Annotated in this window: 7 protein-coding genes; 4 read left to right on the top strand and 3 right to left on the bottom strand. The window is 72.0% G+C overall.

Going from position 1 to position 11964, the window contains the following annotated elements:
* Positions 1-167 precede the first annotated feature (167 nt).
* From fxsT to ABD879_RS08050, 3 genes are all read right to left on the bottom strand, one after another.
* Positions 168-4763 (bottom strand): FxSxx-COOH system tetratricopeptide repeat protein, encoded by a 4596-nt coding sequence (fxsT, locus tag ABD879_RS08060; protein ID WP_345018972.1) that lies wholly within the window; start codon positions 4761-4763, stop codon positions 168-170.
* Positions 4760-5917 (bottom strand): AAA family ATPase, encoded by a 1158-nt coding sequence (locus ABD879_RS08055; RefSeq protein ID WP_345018971.1) that lies wholly within the window; start codon positions 5915-5917, stop codon positions 4760-4762. The genes fxsT and ABD879_RS08055 overlap by 4 nt, the downstream gene beginning before the upstream one ends.
* 228 nt (positions 5918-6145) lie before the next feature.
* Complete coding sequence (locus tag ABD879_RS08050; RefSeq protein ID WP_345018969.1) at positions 6146-7720, bottom strand: VMAP-C domain-containing protein; 1575 nt, start codon at positions 7718-7720, stop codon at positions 6146-6148.
* A 252-nt stretch (positions 7721-7972) separates the two neighbouring features.
* Between ABD879_RS08050 and ABD879_RS08045 the strand changes: the two genes are divergently transcribed.
* From ABD879_RS08045 to ABD879_RS08030, 4 genes are all read left to right on the top strand, one after another.
* Positions 7973-8989 carry an effector-associated domain 2-containing protein gene (locus ABD879_RS08045; RefSeq protein WP_345018967.1) on the top strand — a complete coding sequence of 339 codons (1017 nt, stop codon included), beginning with the start codon at positions 7973-7975 and terminating at the stop codon, positions 8987-8989.
* Between the two features lie 303 nt (positions 8990-9292).
* The gene (locus ABD879_RS08040; protein WP_345018965.1) at positions 9293-10078 is read left to right on the top strand and encodes an MlaE family ABC transporter permease; all 786 of its coding nucleotides are present in this window, start codon (positions 9293-9295) and stop codon (positions 10076-10078) included.
* Positions 10078-10944, top strand: coding sequence for an ABC transporter permease (locus ABD879_RS08035; RefSeq protein WP_345018964.1), 867 nt, complete (start codon positions 10078-10080; stop codon positions 10942-10944). The genes ABD879_RS08040 and ABD879_RS08035 overlap by 1 nt, the downstream gene beginning before the upstream one ends.
* Positions 10941-11963 carry an MlaD family protein gene (locus ABD879_RS08030; protein ID WP_345018963.1) on the top strand — a complete coding sequence of 341 codons (1023 nt, stop codon included), beginning with the start codon at positions 10941-10943 and terminating at the stop codon, positions 11961-11963. The genes ABD879_RS08035 and ABD879_RS08030 overlap by 4 nt, the downstream gene beginning before the upstream one ends.
* Position 11964: the final 1 nt, after the last annotated feature.

Below are 11964 nucleotides of genomic sequence, written 5' to 3'. Positions count from 1 at the left end.
CGATGTGTCCAGATGCTGGACATGGGGAAGAAGGTCGTGCACTCGGGGTAAGGGGAGCGCTTTTAAGAGCTAAAAGAACAACCTTACCCCGTGTGCATGAGATCGAAACACTTGCGGGTCAGGATCGGTCGGGACTGCGATTCTCACCGTGCCGATACGCCTGCAAGTTACACCGGGATGGGATAGATATCGCAGTCGGCGCGCTTTCCCTGCTGTGCGGACAGCGTCGCCGGGTGTTTGGGGCCGTGCACCCTGCGCATGTTGTCGATCGCGTGGCTGGAACGGGCGGCGGCCTCCTGCTCCTCCCCGACGGCCCGCAAATCGAGGGAGAGGTTGTATTCGCACGCCAGCGCGGTCGGATGGGATTCCCCCAGCACCCGCTGCGCCTGCTCAAGGGTCGCCCGGTCCCTTTCCAGCGCCTCCCGGTGGTTGCCGAGGGCGTAGTGGTCGCTGGCCAGGTTGATCGCGCACACGATGGCGCGCGGGTGGTCCGGCCCCAGCACCCGGCTCAGCACCTCCAAGGCCGATTCGTTGAGCCTGCGGGCCTCCTCGGGCTGGCCGTTCAGCCGCAGCGCCACGGCCAGGTTGACGTCGGCGGTCGCGGTGTTCGGGTGGTCGGGCCCGAACGTGCGCAGGAAGTCCTGACCGGTTTCGCGGGCCAGCTTGATGGCCTCCTCCAGCTGGCCGACCTGGCGCAGATTGACCGCGTGGTTGAGGGAGGCGGCGATGCGCCCAGGGTGGGAGGGACCGTAATGGGTCCGGTAGCGCTCGATCGCCTCGGTCGACAGCTCGAGCGCCCGCTGGTGGGCGCCGGCCTTGCGCTCCATCACCGACAGGGCGGTCATCGCCTCGGCGAGCCCGGTGAAGTCGCTGCCGAAGTTGGCCTTCAGCCGCTCGACGTTCTGCCGGGTCAGGTCCCGCGCCGTCTCGTAGTCGCCGCTCTCCATCTCGTCCACGGCGATCGCGGCCAGCGACGACAGCGCCCGGCCGTGCGTCTCGCCGAAGATGGTCACCAGATGCTGATAGGTCTCCCGGTCCAGGTCGAGGGCGGCCTGGAAGTCGCCGTTGAGCCTGAGGCTGATGGCGTACAAGTGGGCCTGCTGCAGCGTCATCGGGTCCTCGGGCCCGTACAGGCGCCGCAGGGTCTCGTAGTTCTGGCGGTCGTGCTCCAGGGCCTGCTTGAACTGCCCGAGGTAACGCAGGTTGGCGGTAACGTACTGGCGGGCCTGCAGGGTCCGCTCGTCGTCCGGGCCGTGCGCCCGCTTCTGGGTCTCGAAGACGCGCACATGGTGCTGGTAGGCCTCCTCGAAGCGGCCGTGCAGGCGCAGCGCGACGCCCAGCTTGATTTCGGCGGCGAGGGTCTGGTCGTGATCGGGGCCGAGCGTCCGGGTCCAGGTGCTGACGGCGTCCTGGGCCAGTTCGAGGAAGCCCTTGTTGTCGCCCCACTGGAACAGGAAGTCGATCTCGTTGAGGACGAGCTGGCGCGCCCACACGTCGTCGGACTCGACGACGCGCGAGTAGAGGACGTGGGGCAGCAGGTCGGCGTACCGCTGCCAGTTGGTCGGCACCACCGGGTCCTCGGGGTCGAACTTGGCCATCAGCTGGTGGCCGCACCGGCGCAGCAGCGCGGCCTCGTCCGGGTCGAGCTGGCTGACCAGCACCCGCTGCACCAGGCGGTGCAGCTGGATCGTGTTGTGCTTGTGGTTGATCTTGGCAAGGGCGTACTGGTTGATCGCGCGGATCGCCCGGCCCAGCCGGATCGGGTCGCCCAGGGCCTCCAGCAGTTCGGGCGGCCCCTCGACGTTGCGGGCGCCCGACAGCAGCCGCAGCGAGATCGGTTCGGGCGCGAAGAACGCGCAGACCTGCAGCAGCCGCAGCGCGGCCGGTTCGCGGCTGCGCAGCCGGTCCAGCGACACGTTCCAGGCCGCGGCGACCGGCAGTTCGTAGGGCGCCGGAGCCGCGTCGTGCAGCAGCTCGGCCGCCTTGTCGTGCTTCTCCTTGAACAGATGCAGGTATTCGTCGACGGGCATTCCCGTCTCGGCCAGCCAGACCGCCGCCTGCGCGATGGCCAGCGGCAGGTCGCCGAGCACCTCGGCGAGTTCGTCGGCCGCCTCGTCGGAGATCTCCGGCCCGCGCAGACGCAGCAGCGCCTTGCTCTCCTCGCGGGCGAAGACATCGACCTCAAGCGAATTGGCCACCTTCGTCCACGCCTGGTTCCGCGACGTGACGAGGATCTTCCCGGGGCCGTTGGTGGGGAAGAACTGGCGGACCTCCTCCAGCTCCTCCGCATTGTCGAAAATGAGCAGCCAATTGCGGTACGGGCGGCCCAGGCGCAGCGCCTCCCGCACGGCCGGCACCGCGATGTTGACCTCCTGGCTCACCGGCAGGTTCAACGCGGCGGCCAGTTCGGCGAGGTCCTGCTGGATCTGCCCGGGACGCTCGGACCGGATCCACCAGATCAGATCGTAATCGGCGGTATGGCGGTACACGTACTCGATGGCGATCTGCGATTTGCCGACGCCGCCCATTCCGTGCAACGCCTGCGGCAATACGGCGGTGGTGCCCTGCGAAAGCCGCTCGTGCAGTTGCTCGAGCAGTTCTTCCCGTCCGGTGAAACTGATGTTCTGCGGGGGGACGTTGCCCCACACCGGGGGCGGGTCGGAAGGCTTGCGATCAGTCACCTGAGGAATATTGCGAATGGTCACTCCGACTCCAAGTGGGGGAGACTTGGGAACGTCCCGGGTGACGACGGCTCCATCCGCTGCGGCGGCGTCCAACATCTGCGTCTGCATGGGGCCGTTCCTACCCGCTTCGCCCGTGTCCAAGGGAGGCGTCGCCGATCGTTGATCAACATTTGGTGTCGCGGCAGCCGATCCGTTTCCGCCGGTCGAGCCGAGCAGCCGGGACTCCAGCTCCCGGGCGGCACGCAGATAAGGGCCCGCCAGCGCACGCAGCACATGCAGCGTCGGAACGGCGAAAGGCACCAGTTCGGCGCCGATTTCCGGCGGTTCGGCCTGCTCCGGTTCGGTGACCATGGCCATCAGGTCGCGCAGCCCGGCCACCCGATCACCCAGATGCCGTCCCACCATGAGCAGCACCTGCGTGGTGTCGGAGCGGCGGCCGTTGGCCAGCAGCTCGTCCCGGACCCCGGGGACGAAGTCGAGCGTGACCTCCTCCGGCGCCTCGCTGCCGGGGGCGCGGCCGGTGCCGACGCGGCGCACCAGGCCGCTGCCGACCACCTCGGCCAGGTCCGACGGCCGCGACTGCGGCAGCATGGTCCGCTGGACGAGCCGCATGACGGGCGCGTTCAGCGGCGCCGCCGCCAGATGCACGGCCAGCGAGAACACGGTCGGGCTCACCGCCGCGCGGAAGCGCCGGACGAGCTCGGACGCGGAGGCGGGCGGCGCCGCGGTGTCCTCGTCGTCGTCCGGATGCCAGGACGGGGACTGCCCGACCGAGCGGGTGTCGCACACCGCCACGGCGCCGAGCCAGCTGCCGTGGGGCGCCGCCACGAAGCGCGCCCACCCGGCGAGCTGCCCGGGGGTCAGCTCGATGACCGGGATGTGCACCTGGGAGGGGCCGGGCGCCGCCGTGTCGCAGCCGGTCGGCGGCCACGGGTCGTCGCCCGCCGGCCGGCCCGTGGGAGGCCGCGGCGGCGCCCCGTCGCCCCAGGGCGCGGACGGGTAGCGCACCCGGTAGAAGCGGTTGGCCGCGGCCGGTGCCGACGCGTACAGCCGGGCGGGACGGGTGACCAGTCCGGTGCGCCGCCACTGGCGGCGGGCCAGCAGGTTGATCACGACCAGCGGGACCTGCCGCGCCCATCCGGCCAGCAGCCGCTGCGCGGTGCCCGAGTGCCAGGCGCGTCCGACGCCGTCGGTCAGCACGACCAGCAGCCTGCGTTCGCGCCGCCCCCGTCCGATGAGCCCGGATGCCGGGCGGGCGGCGGACGGGCGGCCCGTCGGGCGCAGCAGGGGGTCCGCCAGGCCGGGCCGGTCGGTGTCGAGCAGGTAGGTGTGGACGGTGCGGAACGCGCCGACCCGGCCGACGCAGTCGATGAACGCGTCGGCCACCGGGCGGGTGAGCGCGGACAGCGGGCCGTCGTCGACGACCACGTCGAGGTCGAGCCAGCGCTCCAGGGCGGGGCGCGTCTCGGGCAGCCACAGGTCGTCCTGGGCGGCGCGGACGGCCGTCGCCTCGTCGTTCAGCTCCGGGTCGCCGTGCACGGACGGCACCGGCTTGCGGAACGGCCGCAGCGCCTGCTCGATGCGGCGCCGGTCGGGCAGCGGGTGCACCCCGGCGAACGGGTCGTCGCCGGGGAGGCCGCCGGGGCGGGGCACGCGCACGTGGCGGCCGTTGGTGCGCTCGCCCGGTCGGGCGGGGCGCGCGGGGGAGCCGAAGGTGAAGCCGTTGAGCGAGGACGGGACGCCCGCGGGCTCCCGGGCGGGGCGGTGCTCGTGCGGAGGGGGTGCGTGGGCGCGCGCCTCGCCGCCGGCGCCGAGCCGGCCCGCCGCCGGGTCGGGACCGGCCCTGCCGTTCGCGGGTCGTTCGTCACCGCTTCCGGCGGGGGACCGCCCGGTCGGCGGCGTCGCCGCGGACGGCGGGGGCTCCGGGGACGGCGGGGCGGCCGTGTCGGAGGCGGCCGCCGCGGCGGCCATGTGACCGGCCAGCCAGATCGCGTCGGAGACCTCGAACCAGACAGGGCGCTGCCGCGGCGCGTCGGGGGCCTTGGGACGCGCCGGCGCTCGGGTGGTCGGTTCGTTCACTCAGCGGCCGCCTCGGGATTCAGGCGCTGCCAGACCAGGTCCAGCACCCGCTCCCACTCGTCGCCGGGGATGTGCCGTCCCGAACTGGTCAGGTAGGCGGCGTTGAGGAGCTGGTCCGCGGCGAGCCGGCCCTGGCTGCGGCGGTATTGCAGGAATCTGCGGACCAGTTGCCGGGTCCGCTCGTCGGAACGGTCGCTGAAATGCGCCGAGACCATATCGGCCAGGCGCGCTTCGTCCGGCTCCTTCATCGTGTAGAGAAGGCAGCGCCGGAGAAAAGCAGGAGGAAAGTCGCGTTCGCCGTTGCTGGTGATGAAGATGAGCGGAAAGGCGCGGCAGCGCACCTGCCCCCGCACGATTTCGGCGGTGCCGCCGGGGTCGGCGGTGTGCACCGTCACCACGGGTTGGCGGGCACCGACGCGCACCAGCTCCGGTATTCGGTACTCGCCCTCCTCGAAGACGTCGAGCAGGTCGTTGGGCAGGTCGATGTCGCTCTTGTCGAGCTCGTCGATCAGCAGCACCCGGGGCAGCTCGTACGGCAGCAGCGCGGTGCCGAGCGCGCCGAGCTGCAGGTAGTTGCCCAGGCCGGTGTCGGCGACCGGCTCGGCCCCGCCGCCGTCGCCCTCGTCGGGGCGGGGGCGGCCGGATCGGGCCAGCTGGCGGGCCGCGGCGGCGTCCTGCGCCCGGCCGATGGCGTCGTACTCGTACAGCCCTTCGCGCAGCGTGCTGCGGCTGCTGACCGGCCACCGCAGCACCCTGCCGAGCCCGAGCTCGCGGGCGACGCGGTAGGCGAGGGTGGACTTGCCCACCCCGGGCTCGCCGGTGATGAGCAGGGGACGGCGCAGCAGCAGGGCGGTGTTGACGATGTCGATCTCTTCGCGGTCGGCGTACCGGGGCCGGTCGCCTGCCACCGGCCCGAGCCTGCGCACGAAGTCGCGCTCGTCGTCGGGCGGCGGGGGCAGCGGCGGACCCCCGTCGAAGGCGCGCCACGGGGGCGGCGGAGGCAGGGCGGCGGCGAGCTCTCCTTCGGCGAGGGGGCGACCCGTGCCCCGGTAGATCCACCATGCCGGACGGTCGGCCGACGGCGGTTGGTCCGGTGCACCGGACGAACCGGTCCCGTTGCCGGAGGAAGGGGGCATGGACAGCTCGTCCGCCATCGGCAACGCCCTCCTGATGCGGCCCGCTGGTCCCGTCGGAATTATGGCGCGAATTGCACAAAGCCCTGGTGCGGCGACCCGACTCTATCGTTGAGGATCCCCGTTTCGAGAGTGGTTGGCAAGATTTCCGGCGGTGAGGATCTGCTCTCCCGCGCGCCGGATAGCGGCGCACGCAGGCAGAAGCCGTTTGTGTCCCGTTGCGAGATAAGTGCACGTCTTGCGAGACCATCATCCTGGGGCGCGAAGAGTGTCCGCTTCGTCCAAAAAGTGGTGCGGGTCGTCCCAAAGCAGCGCGACCTGCGTGTCCGCACGACGGTTACGGTCGTCGGCCACCGGCATGGTCGCGCGCAGCCGCTTGATCTCGGCGGGCAGGCCGCGCAGGTCGCGCCGCTCGACGATGCGGCGCACCTCCCGCCGGATCTCGGCGGGCGGCTCCTGCGTCCGGTGCCAGAGCACGACCGGGATGCCCGCCCGCAGCGCCATCCACAGCTCGCTGCGCCCCGGCTCGCGGTCGGGCGGGCCGCTCAGCACGCACGCGACGATCTCGCGGCTGCCCAGCAGCCGGTGGCCCATCCGGCGCAGATGGGCGGGGTCCTCGGCGGTCGCCCAGTACGTCACGCACTCGACCCCGTCGATCAGCACCTGCCAGCGCTGCCGCCACGCGCGGTGCATGTGCAGCGTGCGCAGCCGCTCCTGGCTGCGGATGAGGATCTCGTACTCGGTGCCCAGCGGCGCCGGATGCGGCGCGTCGGGCAGGTCGCGCGTCCACTCCTCCAGGTCCAGGTTGAGCATGTCCATCGGCAGGACGAACTCCAGCACCAGCGAGTCGTCCAGCTGGTAGGCCCAGCCCTCCTCGGCCTCGCGGATCAGCTCGCCGACGTGCCGGGGCACCTCGTCCAGCGGCACCACCCGGTCGTCGCCGGGCTCGGGGCGCCACTCCAGCGGATGCACCTGGCGCCAGTGCGACACGCGGCACATCACATGGCCGTCGACCAGGTCGTGGATCGGTTCGAGCTGGATGATGAGGTAGATCGGCTTGTCCGGGCGCGCCTCCAGGGCCGGCATGCGGTCCCGCACGCGGTCGAGGTAGTCGGCCTGCGCGGTCGCCCCGTCCCGCCGCAGCTGCTCGGTCTGCGTCGCCAGCCAGTCGCGCAGCCGCTTGAGCCGCCAGGCGTCCTCGGGGGCGGCGGCGTCGGCGGCCTCGCGGGCCTGCATCGTGCGCAGCAGCATGGCGACGAAGATCAGGTGGGGGGACGGCCGGTCCGGCGCGGCGTTGTGGTCCAGCAGGGCGGTGAACGCGTCCCAGGCGTCGGTGAAGCGGAACGGGACGTGCGTGATGTCGCCGCCGGTCGCCGCGTGGTACAGCCGGGCCAGCGACGGCACGCGCAGCCCCGCCAGCAGGTCCTCCAGCTGGGTCTCCATCACCGGTTCCAGATGGTCGCGGACCGGGCTGACCAGCCTGCGCAGCCGCGTCACCGCCGTCGTCTGCCCGGCCACGAACTCCACCCCGCCGACCAGCAGGCGCATCCCGTCGGGGATCTCCCGGCAGGCCAGCACGAGGTGGTAGAGGTGGAACTTCGGGTTCGGCACCTCCGGCAGCATCAGCGGGAGGCCGGACGCCTCGCTGATGTAGTGCGCCAGGACCGCGCGCCCCGTCGCCTCGCGGAGCGCCGGCACGTCGGCGAGCAGGTCGACGATCTCGGCGGTGGACTGCTCGACCTTCCCCGTCTCGGCGGACCTGTTGTGCAGGCTCTCGACCGCCCGCTGCGGCAGGGCCGACAACCTGCCCTCGTCCTCCACCATGCGTTTCTCCCCGGCATTCGGGCAGAGGTCACCTCGCTCCGATCAAGTTAAGCACCGTTCGGAACGTCGGTCTGCGTCTCAGGACACAGTTGAATCTTCGGCCAGGTCCCATACGGTCCCCCGATGCGTCAAGGGTAGGACGCGGTCCGGTGTGCAGACGACGGCGGCCGCCGAAATGATCACGGAAAGCTTGCCGGGAGCGTCGCGGCGCGTGCACAGTGGGGGTATCACCGCGCCAAGGAGTTCGAAGCGATGCGCGACGGCGTCGATCATCTCGGGGAAGCCCGGAAAGAATGGCTGCCCTCCGGGCATTGCACGGTCTTCGCCTGCGACATCGTCGGATTCGGCAAGCGGTCCGACGCCGTTCAGCTCAGGCTCCGCGGGGTCATGTACGAGGCGCTGGCGCGCTGCTTCGGCGCCTCCGGCCTGCCCTACGACGAGTGCTACCGGGAGGACCGCGGAGACGGCGCGATCATCATCCTGCCGCCGTCGGCGGACCCGGCGCGCCTGGTCCACCCCCTGCCCGATCACCTGCGGGCCGAGCTGCGCAGACACAACGAGATGTCGGTGGAGCAGGCGCGGATGCGGCTGCGCGTTGCCCTGCACGTCGGCCCGCTGACGATGGACGGCAACGGCATGGTCGGCGTCACGGTGAACCACGCCGCGCGGCTGCTGGACGCCCCGTCGTTCAAGGCGGCATTCGCCGAGAGCGCCGCCGACCTGGCGATTCTGGCGTCGGACGAATTCCACCGCGAGGTGATCGCAGAGGGGCTCGGCGCGATCGACCCGGCCGAGTTCCGCCGGATCGATATCCGGTTGAAGGAGACCGCCGCCGACGGCTGGCTGTGCATTCGCGAACCGGCGGGCGGGCGGCCGGCCGAGAACGCCGCCGAGCTGGCCCCGAGCGAGCGGGGGACCGAGCCGGCGAAAACGGCGCCCGAACCGGAGCCGGGACGCGCGGAATCCGGAATGGGCCGCCCGGCGCTGCCGCCCGTCTTCGAGATCGTCGACCGGCTGCTGGAAATACCGCTGCTGGCCTCGCCCGACGGCCGGGACCAGATCGTCGGATCGCTGCGCCAGGAAATCGCCATACGCATCGCGCGGCGGCCGCAGCCGAACCTGGACGTGCATTCCATGGTGCGGACCTGCCTGGAGTTCCCGGACGGCCTGGAGGAGTTCCTGGCCGTCGTCCGCTCCCTGGTCGGGGACACGGCCCAGATGAGGCGGCTGGAGCAGACCGTGGCGGCGCTCGTCCGGCCGCCCGACTGAGCCGGACCGCCGCACACCGCCGATCCGCCCGGCCGTCCGTCTCCCTGGCGACCTGGCCGACGAGCTGCCCGGCGAGCTGCCCGACGAGCTGCCCGGGGACCCGCCTGGGGACCTGCCCGGCGACCTGCCCGGACGCCGGAACCGGCCCGTCACCGCGCCGGGACCGCACGGTTGGCGTGCCGTCAGCAACTATTGGCGAACCGTCAACAAGTCGCTAATGTGGCCGTGCCCACATCCGGGCCGCCGCCGTCGCGGCGGCTGGACGGTGTGTCCCGCGGCGTGTCCGGGGAGGAGGTGACGGCCATGGCGACGGTTCGGGTACCGGCGCGGGTCCACGGCCTGCTCGGTGAGACCGGGGAACTGTTCGTGGTCGCCCTGGAGGGCCTGCGCCGCACCTGGGACGTGCGGGCCTGGTTCTGGGAGTTCGTCGAGCAGTCGCTGTTCCTCGCCCGGGTCACCAGCGTGCCGGTGATCCTGGTGTCGCTGCCGCTCGGCGCCACGGTCGCCCTGCAGGTCGGCCAGCTCGCGGCGCAGCTGGGCGCGCAGTCGGCGACGGGCGGCGCGGTGATCGTCGGCCTGGTGCGCGAGGTCGCGCCGATCGGAGCGGCCCTCATCATCGCCGGGGCGGGCGGTTCGGCGATGACCGCCGACATGGGCGCCCGCCACATCCGCGACGAGCTGGCCGCCATGGAGGTGATGGCGGTCAACCCGATCCACCGGCTGGTCACCCCCCGGCTCTGGGCGGCGAGCCTGGTCTCCACGCTGCTGGCCTCCCTGGTCATCGTCTCGGGAGCGGCCGGCGGGTTCGTGTTCAACGTGCTGCTGCAGGACGTGACGCCCGGCGCCTACTTCGACGGCGCGGTGTCCCTGCTGCAGCTGTCCGACCTGGTCGTCACGCTGCTGAAGTCGTGGCTGTTCGGACTGATCGCCGCCATGGTCGCCTGCTACATGGGCATGAACTGCGCGTCCAGCCCGGTGGGGGTGGGGCAGGCGGTGAACCGGGCGATCGTGGTCGCCTTCATGCTGGTGTTCGCCCTCAACTACGTGATCACGACGGTGTACTTCGTCGCGTTCCCGCCCCGGATCTGATGGCCGGCCCGTTCCTTCCCACACGCGTCGCCGGCCGGACGGCGGCGGTCGCCGCGTCGGCCGCGCGGCGCGGCGGCGACCTGGCCCGGTGGCCGGTGTTCGTCTACCGGGTGCTGCTGTACTCGCTGCGCGACCTGGTCTGGCACCGCCGGTACGGGCGGACCGTCGCGCGGCACGTCAGCGACGTCGTGGTGGGCGCCGGGGCCACCGTGGTCGGCGGCGGCATGATCTTCGTGATCTTCACGATGGCGTTCTTCGTCGGCACCGAGGTGGGGCTGCAGGGCTACACCGGGCTGCGGTCCATCGGCGCCGAGTCGTTCATGGGGCTGGTCGGGTCGTTCGCCAACGTCCGGGAGATCACCCCCGTGATCGCGGCGACCGCGCTGGCCGCCCAGTGCGGCTCGGCGTTCACCGCCGAGCTGGGCGCGATGCGGATCTCCGAGGAGATCGACGCGCTGGAGGTCATGGGCATCGGCTCGTTCACCTACCTGGTGTGCACCCGGGTGGTGGCGGCGCTGATCGCCCTGGTGCCGCTCTACCTGATCGCGCTGTTCGCCAGCTTCTTCGCCACCCGGTTGATCAGCACCGAGTTCTTCGACCTGGCGCCCGGTGTCTACGACCACTACTTCCGGCTGTACCTGCCGACCATCGACCTGGTGTACAGCTCGATCAAGGTCGCGGTGTTCGCCTTCGCGGTGATCGCCATCCACTGCTACTACGGCTACTACGCCACCGGCGGGCCCGCCGGGGTCGGCCGCGCCGCGGGCCGCGCGATCCGGCTGTCCATCATCGTGATCGTCACCCTGAACCTGCTGCTGTCCTACGTGTTCTGGGGCGCCGGAGCGACCGTGAGGCTGACCGGATGAACGACGAGATCCCGCTGCGCCGCGCGCTGCTCATCTCCCTGGTCACCGTGGCCGTCCTGGCGCTCGGCGGGTACCTGCTGATCGCCCGGCCGCTGCGCGCGGAGGGGATCCGGCTGACGGCCGAGTTCGGCCGCGCCGGGCAGGGCCTGGGCGACGACGCCCCGGTCAAGATCCGCGGCGTGACCGTCGGAACGGTCGAACGCGCCGAGCTCACCCCGGCCGGCCGCGCCCGCCTGACCCTGCGGCTGGACCCCGGGGTGCGCGTGCCGACCTCGGTGACGGCGTCCGTCGAGCCCGCCTCGGCGTTCGGCCCCAAGTTCGTGAACCTGGTGCCGGGGTCGGGGGAGACCACCGGACCGTTCCTGGCCTCCGGCGCGGTGATCACCCGCACCTCCGCGGCCCAGGACCTGTCCGACCTGCTGGCCCAGGCGGACGCGACGCTGCACGCGGTCGACGCGACCGAGGTGGGCACGATCGTGCGCACCCTCGCCCAGGGCCTGGCCGGGCAGGGCGGGCGGCTGCGCGCCACCATCGACCAGACCGACACCCTCACCGACGTCGCCCACCGGCGCCGCGGCGAGGCCCGCCGGTTCCTGGGCGACGCCGCCGACCTGACCGAGACGCTGGCGCGCGCGGGCACGGCCGACGACGCCGTCTCCGTCGCCGGCGACGCCAACTCCCTCATCTCCACGACGGCCGCGGGGGGACGCGACCGGCTCGGCTCGTTCGCCGACCGGCTCGCGGAGATCTCCGCGCTGGTGTCGCACGGCTTCGACAAGCGCGGCGGCCAGCTCGGCGAGGGCTTCCGGTCCGGGGAGCGCGCGGCCGCCGTCGTGTACGCCCAGCTCGGCCTGGCCGGGAACGCGGTCCGCACCGGCAACAAGCTGCTGCCCCTGTACGGGGAGCTGTCCTCCCTGCCCGGCACGCAGGGCAAGAACCACCTGCGCGTCCAGGGCCTGCTGCCCACCGACCCGTGCCGTCTGATCATCGGCCTGTGCGGCTCGACGGGAGGTCGCTGAC

Source organism: Actinomadura keratinilytica (assembly GCF_039539665.1).
GTDB lineage: Bacteria > Actinomycetota > Actinomycetes > Streptosporangiales > Streptosporangiaceae > Spirillospora > Spirillospora keratinilytica.
The sequence above is the reverse complement of the archived record's forward strand: the minus strand, read 5'-3'. Positions and strand labels throughout refer to the sequence as shown.

Bases quoted from the DNA above. Each gene is read 5' to 3' on its own strand.
- ABD879_RS08035 (WP_345018964.1), top strand. From the start codon at position 10,078: ATGGCCGGCCCGTTCCTTCCCACACGCGTCGCCGGCCGGACGGCGGCG.
- ABD879_RS08030 (WP_345018963.1), top strand. From the start codon at position 10,941: ATGAACGACGAGATCCCGCTGCGCCGCGCGCTGCTCATCTCCCTGGTC.
- ABD879_RS08050 (WP_345018969.1), bottom strand. From the start codon at position 7,720: ATGGTGGAGGACGAGGGCAGGTTGTCGGCCCTGCCGCAGCGGGCGGTC.
- ABD879_RS08055 (WP_345018971.1), bottom strand. From the start codon at position 5,917: ATGGCGGACGAGCTGTCCATGCCCCCTTCCTCCGGCAACGGGACCGGT.
- ABD879_RS08040 (WP_345018965.1), top strand. From the start codon at position 9,293: ATGGCGACGGTTCGGGTACCGGCGCGGGTCCACGGCCTGCTCGGTGAG.
- ABD879_RS08045 (WP_345018967.1), top strand. From the start codon at position 7,973: ATGCGCGACGGCGTCGATCATCTCGGGGAAGCCCGGAAAGAATGGCTG.